Source organism: Methylomonas sp. HYX-M1 (genome assembly GCF_040741385.1).
GTDB classification, from domain to species: Bacteria; Pseudomonadota; Gammaproteobacteria; order Methylococcales; family Methylomonadaceae; genus Methylomonas; species Methylomonas rhizoryzae.
This window is the reverse complement of record NZ_CP160405.1, coordinates 1,900,927-1,916,604: the sequence shown is the minus strand read 5'-3', so window position 1 is coordinate 1,916,604 and position 15,678 is coordinate 1,900,927. Positions and strand designations below refer to the sequence as shown.

At 54.1% G+C, this 15,678-nt stretch carries 16 protein-coding genes; 13 read left to right on the top strand and 3 right to left on the bottom strand.

The genetic code is table 11. The features are described from left to right. Positions 1 to 168: 168 nt before the first annotated feature. The gene (locus AB0A83_RS08825) at positions 169 to 1,299 is read right to left on the bottom strand and encodes a hypothetical protein (protein WP_367156024.1); all 1,131 of its coding nucleotides are present in this window, start codon (positions 1,297 to 1,299) and stop codon (positions 169 to 171) included. Between the two features lie 114 nt (positions 1,300 to 1,413). Next, positions 1,414 to 4,548 carry a BTAD domain-containing putative transcriptional regulator gene (locus AB0A83_RS08820; RefSeq protein WP_367156023.1) on the bottom strand — a complete coding sequence of 1,045 codons (3,135 nt, stop codon included), beginning with the start codon at positions 4,546 to 4,548 and terminating at the stop codon, positions 1,414 to 1,416. Between the two features lie 294 nt (positions 4,549 to 4,842). On the opposite strand from AB0A83_RS08820, the gene AB0A83_RS08815 reads away from it, so the two are divergent. The 12 genes from AB0A83_RS08815 (at position 4,843) to AB0A83_RS08760 (ending at position 14,869) form a co-directional block, all read left to right on the top strand. After that, positions 4,843 to 6,249 (top strand): HupE/UreJ family protein, encoded by a 1,407-nt coding sequence (locus tag AB0A83_RS08815; RefSeq protein ID WP_367156022.1) that lies wholly within the window; start codon positions 4,843 to 4,845, stop codon positions 6,247 to 6,249. Between the two features lie 13 nt (positions 6,250 to 6,262). Beyond that, positions 6,263 to 6,841, top strand: coding sequence for a hypothetical protein (locus AB0A83_RS08810; protein WP_150047913.1), 579 nt, complete (start codon positions 6,263 to 6,265; stop codon positions 6,839 to 6,841). 13 nt (positions 6,842 to 6,854) lie between these two features. Continuing rightward, on the top strand, positions 6,855 to 7,259 hold the full coding sequence (locus AB0A83_RS08805; RefSeq protein WP_150047912.1) for a hypothetical protein: 405 nt from the start codon (positions 6,855 to 6,857) through the stop codon (positions 7,257 to 7,259). 8 nt (positions 7,260 to 7,267) lie between these two features. Then, the gene (locus AB0A83_RS08800; RefSeq protein WP_150047911.1) at positions 7,268 to 7,660 is read left to right on the top strand and encodes a copper resistance protein CopC; all 393 of its coding nucleotides are present in this window, start codon (positions 7,268 to 7,270) and stop codon (positions 7,658 to 7,660) included. Continuing rightward, positions 7,657 to 8,277 (top strand): hypothetical protein, encoded by a 621-nt coding sequence (locus AB0A83_RS08795; RefSeq protein ID WP_150047910.1) that lies wholly within the window; start codon positions 7,657 to 7,659, stop codon positions 8,275 to 8,277. The genes AB0A83_RS08800 and AB0A83_RS08795 overlap by 4 nt, the downstream gene beginning before the upstream one ends. Before the next feature lie 27 nt (positions 8,278 to 8,304). After that, complete coding sequence (locus AB0A83_RS08790; protein WP_367156021.1) at positions 8,305 to 8,778, top strand: hypothetical protein; 474 nt, start codon at positions 8,305 to 8,307, stop codon at positions 8,776 to 8,778. Between the two features lie 32 nt (positions 8,779 to 8,810). Next, the gene (locus AB0A83_RS08785) at positions 8,811 to 9,239 is read left to right on the top strand and encodes a hypothetical protein (RefSeq protein ID WP_367156020.1); all 429 of its coding nucleotides are present in this window, start codon (positions 8,811 to 8,813) and stop codon (positions 9,237 to 9,239) included. 41 nt (positions 9,240 to 9,280) lie between these two features. After that, a complete protein-coding gene (locus AB0A83_RS08780; RefSeq protein ID WP_367156019.1) occupies positions 9,281 to 9,826 on the top strand; it encodes a HupE/UreJ family protein in 546 nt (181 codons plus the stop codon). Positions 9,827 to 9,969: 143 nt separating this feature from the next. Then, positions 9,970 to 10,338 (top strand): hypothetical protein, encoded by a 369-nt coding sequence (locus AB0A83_RS08775; RefSeq protein ID WP_150047907.1) that lies wholly within the window; start codon positions 9,970 to 9,972, stop codon positions 10,336 to 10,338. 163 nt (positions 10,339 to 10,501) lie between these two features. After that, positions 10,502 to 11,167, top strand: a complete 666-nt coding sequence (locus AB0A83_RS08770) for a response regulator transcription factor (RefSeq protein WP_150047906.1) — start codon at positions 10,502 to 10,504, stop codon at positions 11,165 to 11,167. Then, entirely contained in the window at positions 11,164 to 12,489 is a 1,326-nt protein-coding gene (locus tag AB0A83_RS08765; RefSeq protein WP_367156018.1) for an ATP-binding protein, read from the top strand. The genes AB0A83_RS08770 and AB0A83_RS08765 overlap by 4 nt, the downstream gene beginning before the upstream one ends. 130 nt (positions 12,490 to 12,619) lie before the next feature. Further along, positions 12,620 to 14,869 carry a TonB-dependent receptor family protein gene (locus AB0A83_RS08760; protein ID WP_367156017.1) on the top strand — a complete coding sequence of 750 codons (2,250 nt, stop codon included), beginning with the start codon at positions 12,620 to 12,622 and terminating at the stop codon, positions 14,867 to 14,869. A gap of 44 nt (positions 14,870 to 14,913) precedes the next feature. Here the strand turns inward: AB0A83_RS08760 and AB0A83_RS08755 are convergent, their stop codons facing one another. Beyond that, a complete protein-coding gene (locus AB0A83_RS08755) occupies positions 14,914 to 15,276 on the bottom strand; it encodes a hypothetical protein (RefSeq protein WP_150047903.1) in 363 nt (120 codons plus the stop codon). On the opposite strand from AB0A83_RS08755, the gene AB0A83_RS08750 reads away from it, so the two are divergent. Further along, positions 15,275 to 15,631, top strand: coding sequence for a hypothetical protein (locus AB0A83_RS08750; protein WP_367156016.1), 357 nt, complete (start codon positions 15,275 to 15,277; stop codon positions 15,629 to 15,631). The two genes, AB0A83_RS08755 and AB0A83_RS08750, sit on opposite strands and share 2 nt — an antisense overlap. Positions 15,632 to 15,678: the final 47 nt, after the last annotated feature.

The following is a 15,678-nucleotide window of genomic DNA, read 5'->3' as shown; positions in this document are numbered from 1 at the left end:
CCCACAAAAAACTCACAAAATCGGTTTTTTAATCTTTTTGAGCGAACATCAACGCAGCGGCCGTTGCTTGCTCCCGATACCGGAAAAGCCGAAAGCCCGGTTTAGATGGGCGATGCCACCGCCTACCTCAGCGGCAGCGTTAGATTGTCGCTCAATCTCTCAGCTGCGCTATTGAGCGCGCTTTCTGTCCGAATCGCGCACGCGCTTTAGACTGAAAGCCCCCAATGCCGAGGCAAACAGCCAGAATGCGCCCGGCAGGGGCACCGGAGCCGGATCGAAGAAACGGATGTTGACTTGCGCATCGCTCAGATCCAAAAGACCGGATGGATCGTAATGTCGGACGGGGCTGAATTCAGAGGTATGGGCGAAATCGCTAGTCACCCCGCCGCCGGTGGTGTACTCGGAATTACCGCTAAATCCGGCTGCGGCAGCTTGTTCGATGCTGACCGTGTAATTGCCCAGCAAACAAAGCCCGGTGTTCAATTCGGTACAAAAGTTGACGCTGAAAATCGAAAATTGATTGGTAATGGACTCGAAATGATTAAATGCCAGCTCGGTTCCGCCCGTGCCGGTTTGAGGCGGGTAAAAGTCGCTAGCACTCCACAGGCCGTTGACTCCCGGCGTCAGGCTGTTACCGTTCAGCGGATCGGCGGCGATGCTGGCTTCACCCGAAAGGTTGGCCCCGCTGTCCATGCTCAAGGTTTCGGAAAAATACGCTTCTGCGCCTTGACCGGGAACGCCTGAAAAGCTGAACCGACCGGTGGTTTGATGCTGAAAGTCCATGGCCAGCGGGCAACCTCCGCCACAATGCGAAATGGCATGGGCCGCGAGGAAAGGATCGTCCGGGAAATTGAATTCGACGGTGATTCCAAAAGTAATCTCGGCTCTGGCATGTGCTTCGCCTAAAAGGTAACCCGAGCGCTGGCTGGATGCGGATACGCCGATTTTGATCGCGTCGCGGATTAAACCGGTGTCATAAATGACGGAAGTGGCAGTTGCCCCTGCTAAACCGACCACCGCGTTTGCATTCGAATGTATGGATACACCAGCCGGGGAGGACGGGTTAGGTTCGGCACCGCTGTGCCGGTCGACAATATCAACCGGCGGTATCACTGTGGTGGAACTGCAAAAAAAATCGTTGCAGACCGTGCGCGGTCCGGAGCTGTCGTAGACTCTGGCGTAGGTTTCGTAACGCGTCGAAGCCAAGGCCTGCTGAGCTGTCAATACAGACATCAGCAAAAAAGCCGATCCGAAAAGCCAAACGCCGCGCATAATGCGCGGCTGTGCGAGATTGTGCATCGTGGTATCCCCCTGCTCTGATTGATCTGTGGAGTAAGAACGATCAACATACTAAAGCGGCGATACTCACAAAAAACTCACAACTGCGTTTTAAACCGCAACCTGCTGCAGCCTTCAGGTTTGGCTCAACAAATCCCGGCAGAGCTTCAAGGTATCCGAGGCTTGGTGCCCCCAATGACTGCTATGGATGGATGCGTACAAGCGATAAGCGGCCAACGCGTCCAATGGCCGGCCTTGATCGAGCAGGATTTTTATCAGCCGATAATGCAGTTGTTCGGCCAACGGCTCGACTTCGACGGCCTTGCGAAAAGCCTCGATGGCGCACTCCGGCTTGTTTTGGTCGACCAGGGTTAGCCCGATTTGCGTCATCACCCGGACGAATTTCGCGGCCAGCAACAGACGCTTGGCTTCGCTGCCGGGGCCGGTTTGACCCGGCAGGAACGGACCTCGCCAAATAGCCAATAAACGGCGCACGACGGTTTCCGCCGCGATCAGTTGTTGATCAAGCCGGCGGCTCAGTTCGTCCAGGGTCCAGATATCCAGCCAGCACAGATTTCGGTTCAAATACAAGTTGCCGCCGGACAGGATGAGCGCATCCTGTCTGCCCAGCAATTTACGCAAACGTTGCAGGTTGACTTCAAAGGCATGCAGGGCGGTATCGGCATCGGCGTCCGGCCATATCTGATCGGCCAATACCTGACGGGGAACGCCGTCCGGGTTGATGGTGATCAGTAGCTGCAACAGCAGCAACGGCTTGTTGTCTTTTTTACCCGCTTGCACGGCCTGTCCGGCCGCATCGACCCGAAAACCGCCCAACGTTCGGATTTTAACCGGCCACGGCCAGCTTTCGCGGGCGTCGTTGCCGGGCGGCAGCTTTCGTTCCCTGATCAACAAACGGACGTAATCGGGTTCGATTTGCCGCTCCAGCGCCAAGGCACATAAGCGGCTAATGCTGTGGATCTGCCATTGCGGATGCGCGTTCAGGTAGCGCCGGCTGCGGCCCAGCGGCAATGCGGTTTGCAATACTTCTATTGCCGCCGCTTCGTCACCCGCCGACAACAACCCGCCGGCTCGGGTCAATTGCAGCATGAACAGAATGTAGTGAAAGCCGCTTTGACGGCAATAAGCTTCTATCCTGTCCAGACGCGGCTTGGCGCATGCCCAATCGCATTCGGCAATCAGGATTTGCGCCAGCACGTGCTCTACCAGACTGGCACTGGAGGCAACGCCGGTATCCAGACTGATTTGCAAGGTAGCTTCGGCTTCCTTGCGGGCTTGAGCCAGTTCGTCCCGTAACAACAGCCAGCAGGATTTTACATGCAAATAAAAACCGCGATCCTGGCACCGGTCTGGCAACAGACTGGCATACATGTTTTGCAGCGCCTGACCGGCCCGGTCGACATCGTGACAGGACAAGGCCGTGTAGATTTCCTGGCCGTAGATTTGCGGCAGCAAAAACCGCAGGTCGAAATTTTCCGCCAGAATGCGCGCCTGCTCCACGGTTTGATACGCCTTGGCATGGTCGGCTTCCAAAAAGGCGTTGACCGCACTCCAAATCAGCAGCGTGATTTTCATCAACGGCATGTCGGCCGATTGTTCGGTCTGAATTTGCATCAACAAGGCGCGGCAACCGGAAAAATCGCCTTGCCAAATACGGGTTTGCAATAAAAAATTCACCAGGAACAACTGATCGGATTTGGCATGAACCTGAATCAAGGTTTCCGCGCGGGTAATCCAGTTTTGCAGCAAGCCGTGGTCCGAATCCAGATTGACCAGCATATTGCCGCAGCCCAACACCCAGGTATCCACTTCCGGGTCGTTCAGACCGGCGCGAAACGCATCCAGTTCGGCCAATTCCCGCAACCAGCCCGGTGCCTCGATAAAATCATCCCAAGCCAGATACATGGCGGTCACCACGCCGGCCGCACTGAGCAAACGGCCAAGCGGGTCGGAGCCGAACCCGGCATGTGCCCGTTCAAAAAACGCTTGGGCCCGCTTAGGATTGAAAGGCAGGCTGGCCGCAGCATACCAGTAAGCTAACCAAGGATCTTGACGTTCCGTTTCCGGCAGGCTTTCCAGCCAGCTCAACAACCTGACCGCACGTCCGGCCGCCAACTCGGCCGGCGCGTGGGTCAGAATCATGCCGCTCAAGCAAGCCCAGTTTTCCGCTTGCGCATAGAGCTCGGCCGCTTCACCCAACTGATGGTTGCGCTGCAAAATCCCTGCAACCTCGCTGATGCGGTCCGCATACCTTGTCGTGTCGGTTAGGCCGCGCAACTGCTCCAACAGAAATTGGCGCAATAAGGGATGCAATTTGTAGATGGGCGGGTCAGACTCGATTCGGCTCAACAAGTATTGATCTTCCGCCAAATTGAACAAGGTGATGCCTGTCTCGGCTTCGCCGGTGAGTTCGATCGCCACGCTTTCGCTGACGGTTTGCGGCAGCGCGATACCCAACAAACGCCGTCGGGTTTGGGCCGGCAACCCCAGCCAGGCTTGTTGCGCCGGATCTTCCGGCAACGGCGCCCCCGGTTCACAGTCCGCTTGGGCTTGCTTGGAAATCACGGCCAGAGCGGCGGCCCAACCGCCGGTCTGCGCAAGCAACTGCGCGAAGCGGGCACTTTCCAACCTAACGTCTTTCGCCGCCAACAACTGCGCCGCTTCCTGCGCGCTGAAGCTCAACACCCCGGCCGGTACGACCGTCAGCTGGTTGTAAAGCAAATTCAAACAATAGGCCGGCGGATGGTTGCGACTAAACACCAGAATCCGGTAGTTGTCCGCGGCCGTCCGGAACAGGGCCTCCAACACCTGTTGCAGCAAGGCGAAATCCTGCACCGCATGATAATCGTCGAAAACGATCAGGCGCTGGCGGGTGTCGTTGTGCAATATCGAACCGAAAAACTGCCTGGAATAGGCGCTCAGGTTATTCAAGAATCCCGGATTGAAGGTTGCCGGCGTCGCCGCCAAACCGAAACGGGCCTCGGCTGCCATCAGAAAATGCTGAAAAAATGCGGCCGGATCGCTGTCGTCGGCATCCAACCGATACCAAAGCACCGGACATTCGGCGTGTTCGGCATACGTCGCCGCCAGAGTGGTTTTCCCGGACCCGGCGGGGGCCGGCAGCCATATCAAGCGATAGCTTTGCCTCGCCGAATTCAATAAGCCATATAAGCGATGTCTGGCTATCGCACGCTTGACCGCCGGCGCAACTAATTTGTCGGGAAGGTTTGAGGAAGACGCTGTATTCATCATTTTTTCGTCAAATTGAAAGAGGCAACCCGCCGATGTCGATAGTCACTTAACCGATTCGGCAGGGCTTGGCAAAACCCGGCATACATGCAGGGGGTAGCCGCGCCGCTGCGATTCGCAGGTGAAGCCCCACGCCATTGTGCCCACTATAGCCGAGTCCGCACGGGTATATAGAAAGCCGGCGGCATGAGCACCGCGGCCATGGCAAACGACGGTTAATAAAACCGCTTCCCGTACCCGGAATTTTTACAGTATGATTTGCCGCGATTTTTACTCGATTCACATCTAAGCCAAATGCAAGCCAAAGCCGCGCAACCCTTGGGCGCTTCAACATTAAGAATAGTTTGGCTAGTCCTGTCTATCGGCTTGCCCGCTCTCTGCGCGGCCGGCTTTGTGTTTTTGCATAGCGTGGGGTTCGACGCGCTGGGCTGGCACCATGGCTTCGAACACCCTTTAACCGGCTGGGACCACTTGGTGACGATGTTGGCGGTCGGCGTGTGGGCCGCGCAGTTACGCGGCCGGGCTATCTGGATGTTACCCGCCGCTTTTGTCGGCGTGATGAGTTTGGGCGGCTTAGCCGGGGCTGCCGGCCTCTCTTTGCCGAGTGCGGAAGGCATCATTTTGCTGTCCTGCGCCGTGTTCGGCCTGCTGATTTGCCGGCGGGTCCGCTTCAGCACCCACGTCAACCTGGCGATTGTGGCGTTTTTCGCTTTTTTTCACGGTTTCGCCCACGGCCAGGAAATTTCCGCATCCGCCAGTCTGATTTCCTACACGCTGGGTTTCATGCTCGCCACCTTGTTGTTGCACGGCACCGGCATATTGGTAGCAAAGCTGGTAGTGTTCTCGGTCACCTTGTTGATGACCGCATTATTTTCGAATCCGGTCCTGGCTAAACACCTGCCAGCCGATAGCGGCGACCAAGCGCTTGCCTATTCTTTCGGCATTAGCGGCCCTGTTCCGCATTATCTCAACGACTTGAGCGCTCGCACGGATGACCACGGCGCATCGCAGCGGCTTAAAGCCATCGCTCCGAACGCGGAAAATCTCGCGTTAACGCCTCAAGCGCTTGACGACGGTCTTGCGTCGAGCGGGGCGCCGGACGCCGTTAGCAAGACGCAAGGTGTGCCGGAACGCTCCCGGGCCGGCTTTTACCGCAGCCTGGGCAGCCAACCAGCCGCGGCCGCAATCCGGAAGGAAGCGGGCAGGCAATCCGAGCACGCATGCGAACTGCAGGCTTATCGCTTCAAGTATTACTTTCCGGAGATTAATTTCACGCCGGGCATCGGCTTATCGAGTAGTGGAGTCGGCCTCACCTCGCCGCCCATTGCCGACACTGCCGTACCGCTTCAGCCCGTTGTTTGTACCTCCCCGATTGTCGCCGGCCAAGCCGAAAAAGTCATAGCGCTTTTTGCTATCGCCGCCTTATCCCACCCCGATTCGCCTTATCCCGCCCCATACTTTTACGGTATCGGCGGTTTTCATAAGCCTGGTTTCAACTCTCTTGCCGCACATCGCGCTTTTTCTCGCCACCGGTTGATTGCGCCTGCGGACTTTCCGGCTCGAAACTCTTTAAATTTTGCCGGTGGCGAGTTCCGCCTACCGGCCATCCATCCGTCCAGACCCAGCGATTCGGTTGCAAGCACCGATATAAGCCGCCGGCGTCAAGGAACTCGATCACTCGCAATTTTTAAAATCGACTAAGCAGGAGAGTTTTATGCCTACCGGAGAATACCGACACGATCACTTCGGCAAAGCGGTCATTCGCACTCAAATAGCGATTGCGCTGAGTTTATTGCTGTTATTGCCGGCAGCGAATTTTTTCTATCCGACCGCTTATAACCTCAAAGCCGGCATCCACGGCGTTAGCGCGATACTCGCGGTCATCGTCGGCACTTATCTGACGCATCGGGCGATTCCGCTGATAAAAGGCATGCAGGTCCGTTTCGAATCGTTGCGTTTGTGGGTCATGACGGCCACCGTTTTAAATCTAGCCGGGGCCGTCAGCGGCAACTGGATTTATATGCGTTATCGCGGCCAGGAAGGGCCACGCGACTGGATACTCGCTCACGTGCCCTCCTTTCACAACGTATTGATGGAGTTCAAGGAATTTGCCTCCTTGTTTCCGTTTCCCCTGATGGTGGCCGCCTGCTTTGCATTGTTCTATTACGGAAAATCCATGCAATACCGCCGAGACATCGCCCGCTTTCTCGGCATTACCCTGCTCATTTCCTGGAGTTTTTTAATGCTGGGTTTTGTAGCGGGCCTAGTTTTGGCCAAATTACGTTTTGTTTGAAACCACAATCGACATGCAACACGACACCGAAAATCCGAAAATCTATTCCGGTCCGCTGGTCGCCGCCACTTTGGCGCTGCTATTAGCCTTTTTCACGCTGATGGTCAGCCACCATATTTCCAGGCTGACCAAGGAACTGGACAAAATCATTCACTCTTACGGTCACTGGATACCGGGCTCCACCGGCAGCGGCCCCGACGGCAGCATAGGCTCTTATACCGGCAAGGAAACCTTGGCTATAGCCGTATGGCTGGTCAGCTGGTTGATTTTCCATTGCTTGTGGCGCCGGCAAGATCTATCGCTAAAAGTTTGGACGCGACTATTCGTCGTCGGTTTGCTCGCGATAACGCTGGGATTCTTTCACCCAATTTCCGATCCCATCGTCCTCTTTATCGCCGATTTACTCGGCATTTATTAAGTGGAACCATGAAAAAAACCGTTACTACCTGCTTTGCAGGGCTATTTCTGTCATTAACCGGATTATCCAGCCACGCGGAAGGCGTACTGATTAAATCCTACCCCAAGCATAACAGCGAAATCGCCGATTTCGACGGCACCGTCAAATTGTGGTTTAGCGGTAACGTCGGCGAACGCTCCCCCTCCGTGGTGGTGGTCGATAGCCAAGGCAACCGGGTGGATAAGCGCGATAGCCGCTTGGTCCTGGGCGAACGACACCGCCTGACGGCGACCACAACGCCACTGGCACCGGGCGGGTACGCCGTCCGTTATCGGGTCATTACCGAAGATGGCCTGGTCGTTAGCGGCATAACCAAATTTTCCGTCGTCGATAAAGCCGCATTAGCCGAGGTAAAACCATGATGTCGTTACGCACCCTGTCAGCCGCTTGTTTGACCCTGCTGATAATCGCACAGTCGCAGGCCTCCGTACCTTTGGGCGGCAACCGCAAAGGCGTCGGCGGTAGTTACGATTTGTACGGCTGCATGTACAGCAACGACTACTACGTGGTCAATTTTGCCGCTTATCAGCTCGCCCCCGATCAAGCTCAAGATGGCAAATCCCTACCTGAAGCCGAATGCACCGATATACCGACGACCGGCAATACCCAAATCTCTATCGATTTGTTGGACTTGGACGTGCGCAAAAAACCGGTGGGGTTAAAAATCCTCGGCGAAGACGGCACCACTATCGCCAATGTCCCCATGGCGGTATTTAAACAAGGCGTGTTGTCGGTAACCGCCAATCTGAAAACCGCCGGCAACTATCAAGCGGTGCTGAGCGTGGACGACACCGATTTGCGTCTGCCTTTGCAATCCACTGCTTTACATATTCCGTTGACGGTGGCCTTAGTAACCGAACAATCCGGCGGCGAAAAAGGTTTGACGATTATCTTTGTCAGTTTAGGCATTTTGATTGCCGTATTGGCTTATGGGTTACCGCGTTTATTAAAACCGGCATCCGACAACGGCCAACATTGAATTAGCCTTATTAATAAAGGAGCATTTATGCAGCAACACTCGATTAAAGTCCTTCGTTGGTCACTAGTATTGATTTTATTACCCGCCTGTACCGCCAATACTCATCAAGCCGGTGTTACGGACAACTTTACTCCGGGATTGGGCGAAATTATGGCCATGAGTGCCACCCGCCACGCCAAGCTTGGGTTGGCCGGGCAAGCGCAAAATTGGGAACTGGCGGCTTATGAAGTAGACGAGTTACTCGAAGGTTTTGAAGATGCGGTCAAATATCACCCCACGCACAAGGAAATTAAGCGTCCCTTGACCGAGTTAATCCCGGAGTATATGGACCAACCGCTCAAAGAGTTGGAGCAAGCCGTCAAAAATAAAAACTCGCAGGCCTTCTCCGCCGGTTACGACAATTTAACCGCGGCTTGCAACGCTTGCCACCAAGCCACCGATTTCGGATTCAATAGGGTTATCCGGCCTAATTTCAATCCATTTTCCAATCAGCAATTTTAAAGATTGTATTGCAATGGTTAACTAAAATAATTATGAAACGCTTGAGTATATTCATTTTATCAACCTGCCTGTTTGCCAACGCTTGCACAAACGCCAGCCAAGTCAATGCGCACAGTCTGAAAACGGCGATTAAATCGGTAGCCTTCATTAAAGAACGTTTACCCGAAAATCAACGCGTCGAATTTGAAATTGCCTATTGGACAATTCGCAATCATATCAAGGACGACGTCGAATTTTTAAAATCGATCGATCAACAGAATGCCGCCGGCATTATAGAACTGGGAAAAGCGATTTTCGCGAAAAACAAGGCGGCCGGCATGACAGAGCTGGCCAACTTCGACAATTGGGAACAAATGCTTTCAAACCAGCTTGCGCAGCGCGGCGAGCAAGCGTCCGACGCCTTGGACCCCAAAGACAAAAAGGGCTACCCTCGCGTCGATTACAAATTGCATTCGATGTGATCAAACACCTTTCCAATCAATTGCATTAGTAGGAGAAAACCATGGTAAACAACATAAAAACATTGTTGATATTCGCCCTGACCTTAATATTTCAGTCTTATTCCGCAGTCGCCCATCCGGGGCATGGGTTTAGCGATTCTTTCGGCATCATAAACGGTTTGATTCATCCGTTAACCAGCTTGGACCATGTTATTGCCATGTTGGCGGTCGGTTTTTTAATTTCGCAACATACCGGGAAAATTAAAATAGCCTGTTCGGCGTTTATATTGTCGATGTTAGCCGGTACCGGCTTAACTTTAGCCGCCATAGAAATTCCGCATGCCGAGCATCTCATGGTTTTCCTTGCCATTACGATTGCGGCCGGCTTAATTTTCGCGTCCTATATACCACGTTTGCTGTCCGGCCTGGTAATCGTAGTTTTTGCCGTATTGCACGGTTACACCCATGCTTACGATATTTGGCTGGATGAAGACAGTATCTCGTTTACCGCAGGCTTTGCCTCGACGACCTTAGCGTTACTAGCGCTGGGCATTGCCGGTGCCGCACTTGTCAAACATTTTATTTACCAATATCAATGCACCAACTGAAATTGGCGCTAAAACATAATTAGCTATCAGCAAACACCAACTTCAATTAATTCAATAGCCCGGGGGTATTTTAATAATTTTTATTTTTTTAAATTAAACAATCCAACATAAACATATAAATTACAAATTAACAAACACGTTTTATGAAATTAAAAAATTTTTATATTTTACTTGGCCTGTTATTCGCGTTGCTGAGCTTATCTACGCCTACCTTCGCTAAAGAAATCAAAAAACCGGTTCCCCAAGTACTTCAGGAGGTGGACGCTAAGATACAAGCCGCTTTGAACGCAATTCCGGCCGCGAATGCGCAAGAGTTAGCGGAACTCATCAAAGCCGCCAACGAAAACGCCGGGGATTTGAATGCCAATTATAAATTTGAATTCGAACGCGATAAGGTTATGGCCAAATTGAAAAACGCGCGAAACGCCGCCAAAAAATCGGACTTTTCCACGGCCGAACAAGAATTGAAAGCCGCTAAAGAAGGCTTTCAAAACCTGAAAAAATTTATGTAAGCTTCAAACCGTACAGCTGCAGCGTTTTCGCTAAGGCTGTACTTTTGTCCGACTGCCCATTGCATTTGCAGATAATTCGCTAGTTTTGGGCCTGTCACTACCGAATTGTTTCATACCTCCCCTCACTCAGGCTTGCTATTGCGCAGCTTCAACTCAAATCTCAATGCGTTTATTACTGATAGAAGACGATGCCGAGTTGTCCCGTTCGCTGCAAGCGGACTTAGCCAATGCCGGCTATGTGGTGGAAACCGCTACCGACGGCGAGTTAGGCGAGTTTTTGGGCGCCACAGAACCCTACGACGCGGTGATCTTGGATGTGGGTCTGCCGAAGCTGAGCGGACTCGAGGTGTTAAGACAATGGCGTCAGACCGACAACCGCGTTCCGGTGATCGTAATAACCGCGCGCGACGCCTGGTTCGAGAAAGTGGACGGGTTTAAAGCCGGTGCCGACGACTATGTTTGCAAGCCGTTTCACCCGCAAGAATTGCTGGCCCGGTTACAGGCGATTTTGAAACGGGTCAACAATCTGAACCAAGCCAAGCTGAAAGTCCTGGGCGTGGAGCTGGACGAAGACGAACAAACCGCCGTAGTAGCGGGCAATACCGCCCACGCCTTGACCGCAATCGAATTTCGCCTGTTGCGCTATTTCATGTTGAACGCCGGCAAGGTATTGAGCAAAGCTCAGTTGAGCGAGCATATCTACAGCGAATCGGCCGAACCTGACAGCAACGTTCTGGAAGTGTACGTCAAACGTTTACGCAAGATTGTCGGCAGCGAATTGATCCAAACCCGCCGCGGTCAAGGTTATTTGTTCGGATTCAAAGCATGATGTCGTTACAAAAACGCCTGGGCCGCGGCCTAATGGCGGTACTGTGCGCGATCTTCGTGCTGCATTGGTTTGCCGCCGACTGGGTCATACGCAGCGCCGCCGAGAAACAAATGGCCAATCGCCTGGCCGACGACGGCTATTCCTTGTTGGAAACGTTGACCTATAGCGACGACGACCGGGTAAGCTTCAACAGCTTCCATATCAGTTCGGTGTATAACCGGCGCTTGTCCGGCCACTACTACCTGGTGAAAGTGGATGCTCACGCCTATCCGTCCCCTTCCTTGCTGGATTTCCCACTGGCGGTCGAACCGGTCGGACCGGATCAATCCAAGCGCTATCATCTGACCGGTCCGCGCGGCAACCCCCTGCTGGTATTGACTCTAGGGGCCGTCAGGTTCGGCCACAGAATCAACATCAGCGTCGCCGAAGATTTGTCGGCAGTAGACCATGACATTACCTCGATTCGGCTGGCCTATTTCGGTCTTACCATGCTGATTCTATTCAGTGCGATCGGCTTATTGCGCCGGGACATCCGCCGCTCGTTACAACCTTTGCTCGCGGTGGGCCGCGAACTGGAACAGGTCGCCGGCGGTACCCGGCAAAAAATCGATTCGGACGTGCCGGAGGAAATCGTGCCGCTGGTCGCAGAGATCAACCACTTGCTGGAACTCATCGTTCGGCGCCTGCAACAATCCCGCACAGCGCTAGGCAATCTGGCACACGCGCTGAAATCGCCCATCACCCTGTTACTCAGAGCCAGCGAAGCCTCCTTGTTGGATGCCCATCCCGAACTGCGCCTGCAGCTCAACACCCAAACCGAAATTATCCATCGTTATATCGAACGCGAACTGAAACGCGCCCGCATCGCCGGCGATCAACCAGCCGCAACTGCGTTCAATCCTCGCCGGGAAATGATTGCGCTAAAAAAGACCTTGCGCGCCATTTACGCCGGCAAACCGCTGGATATTCAAGTGACCGCGCCGAATCACCAGGTACATTTCGACCGGGAAGACATGATGGAAATTCTGGGCAATCTGCTGGACAACGCCTGCAAATGGGCGAGCAAACAGGTCGACGTCGAGCTCAGCCTACAGGACGGGCTGGTGATTCGAGTCGCCGACGACGGCCCCGGTTGCGAGCGCGAAGACTTGAGCCATCTGACTCAGCGCGGCCAACGCTTGGACGAGGCCATGCAGGGACACGGACTCGGCTTGGGCATCGTGGCGGACATCGTCGAAGGCTATCATGGTCAGTTGGCGTTCGGGCGCAGTAAGACATTAGGCGGATTCCTGGCAACCGTCAGTTTGCCGCTACGCCGCTAGCCGTTGAGTTTTATCCACCGGTCTTTTCAGGTTCGATTCAGCCCTATTCGTTACATTGGCAAAACGCATCCCAATCGGCTCGCCGGCCGAGCGGAACAGCGTTTTTCCAACTCGAAGCGAAGTGAAGCACATGCAAAAACAACAGGGATATTTACCGGCATTACTGCTGAGTCTGATCAGCCAAGGCGTGGCGGCCAACCAACCGGCCCCCAACACCAAACAAGCCGATGACGCCGCCGACGCATTATCCACCGTCGAAGTGGTGGAAAGCGTGGAAAAAGCCTCGGCTTTTTCCGGCTCGACCTCGGTCATAGACAAGCAAACCCTGGAACGCGACCAGGTGTTCACCGTCAACGAAGCCTTGCGCAAGACGCCCGGCGTTTACGTGCGCGACGAGGAAGGCTTCGGCTTGCGGCCGAATATCGCCTTTCGCGGCCAAAACCCGTTCCGTTCCACCAAAGTGTTGTTCCTGGAAGACGGCATTCCGTTCAACTTTGCGCCCTACGGCGACAACGACATCTATTACCATCCGCCGATCGAACGCTACGACGGCATAGAAATCTACAAGGGCGCCGATTTGACCCAATTCGGCCCGCAGACCATCAACGGCGCGGTCAATTACCTGACGCCGAAAGTACCGGTCGAGCCCGGCGGCTTCGTCAGCTTTATGGGAGGCAACCGGGATTACCGCAACGGCCATGCCCGCTACGGCGGAATGGTCAAAAACGTTCAAGGCCTGGACGCCGTGGGCGGCGTAGTGGATTACATCCACAAGGAAGGCATGGAAAACCGAGACAACACCTTTGCTACCGTAGACGACGCCAACCTGAAGAGCATCATCGATTTCGATGCCCGTAACCGCCTGACCTTGCGCGGCGACTTTTACCACCAGGACGAACAAGGCGCAGCCTTCGGTTTGACCGACGCCGAATACCGCAAACTGGGCGCCCGCTACAATCCGGACAAGAACGCCAGTTTCATCAACGACCGCTGGTCCACCTCGGCCACCTACGAGCACAGTTTCAACAACGACGTGTCGCTGGAAACCAATTTTTACTGGTCGTCCTACGAGCGTAACTGGTGGCGGCAGCAGAATGAATTTCCGACCGAGAATCAATGCACGGCCAGTTACCCAACTTATGTGCAAGATCGCCTGAACGGCACCCCGATCGATATGGATTTGTGTAACTACACTGTAGGTCGCAAGCGTAATTACCAGACTTGGGGGATTGCGCCGACACTGCACGCCAAGCACGACTTGTTCGGCATCGAGAGCCGGCTGGATGCCGGCTTCCGGGCGCATTTCGAAAACCAATATCGGGAGATGATCAGAGGCAATTCGCCAAACGCTCGCGACGGCCAGGTATTGGAAAATAACGAGCGTTTTGCCGATGCCTATTCGGGCTTTTTCCAAAATCAATTCATTTTGGACGATTGGACGTTTACGCCGGGTGTACGCGTCGAATCCGTCAGCTACCAGCGCAAGAATTTGTTAAACGGTGCGCAAGGCCAAAGCAGTTTGACGGAAATCTTGCCGTCATTCGCCATGACCTATAGTCCTATCGACGAAGCCACCTTGTTTTTCGGCATCCACCGCGGTTTTGCGCCGCCTAGGGTCGAGGATGCCGTTTACAACGATACCGGCGGATCTGCCGAAATCGGTGCCGAAATCAGCTGGAATACGGAATTCGGCATCCGGACAAGGCCTATGCGCGGTGTTAAAGCGGACTTGACCTATTTTCACAATGATTTCGACGCCTTGACGGTGTTGGGTACGGTAGGCGGCGGTAGCACGCCGGTTGCGCAAGGCAAAGCCTTGTATGAAGGCATCGAGTTGATGGCGCGTGCAGACTTCGGAGATGTGTTCGACTGGACCCATAATCCCTATGCGCAGATAGCCTACATGTGGCTGCCGACGGCTGAAACTACTGAGGCATTCCACTGTGTGACGCTGTCCAGTGGTGCGACGCCGGCGAATTGTCCCGGTGGTTACGTGAGAGGCTCGGCCGCCGGCAAGCGTGCGCCGTATGCGCCTGAAAACCTGTTGACCGCGACTTTGGGCTACTCGCATCCCAGCGGTTTCGATGCCCATCTGGAAGCGGCATTCGTCAGCGAACAATATGCCGATTTCATGAATCTGGAAAGCGGGGCCGATCATCCTGACGGACCGAACAGTCTAAGCGCTCGCACCGGTTCTTACGGCAAAATCAACGATTACGTGGTGGTCAATTTTGCGACTTCTTATAAAGTGCAGAAGGATTTGACTTTGTATGTGGCTATGAAAAACATGCTGGACAATACCTACATTACCGACCGGGTGCGTGGTATTCAGTCGGGTATGCCGCGCTTGGTGCAAGCGGGGTTTAAATACGAATTCTAAACGTCGCAACCGGTACAAATTTAGCGATAGGCGGGGTGGCCCGGCTAGTTGTCAGTTTGGCGTTTGGCCTGCTGTGTCAGCAGATCTAAGATGGGCTCGTCGGCCGCTAAAATGCGCGCAATGGCTTGCGCTTTGGCGGCCGACAAATAAAGTCTTAATTCCTGCGGATTTTCCAACAAACGTTTATGCGGATCGGTCAGTAGCCGCACCGTTGCTCGCCGCGGGGTTTGTAGCCAAATCGTCTTCACCACGGCCAGTTCGCCGCCATTCAATTCTACGATGTCGCCCGGTTGGTACAGCCCCAAAGCGTCAATGAAATGCGCCGCCAGTTGCGGATCGTAGGCTTTGCGTTTTGGACCGGCCAGTAAGGCCGCCGCGCCGGCATAAAAGCAGCAGATTGTCGCCATGGGTTTTAAGGCCGTAAGGTGGAACGCATCGCGGTTCCGCCGTATGGTGGCATTTGGATTGCCAATCGCCTACGACCGGGCGGCGGATTATTGTGATATTGCCGGTGATTCGCGGAGCAATCCGCTTATTGCAGAACCGTGGATGAGCACAGCGAAATCCGACATTTCGGAGCGTTTGGCCGTGAATTTTGGGTTGAAGTTTTCCGGTTGCGGTTGGTTTGGGTTTGGCTGGGGTAATTTGGCGGAATGCGCTATCGCTTTTCCGCCCTACGAAAGACGTGACAATCTATGCCGAATTATCGACGTTATCGGGTGCCGGGCGGTTGTTATTTTTTACGGTGACTTTGCAATTTAACGTTGACTTGAGAGACGGTATCTACGGCCCTGTTAGCGGCTTGGGTG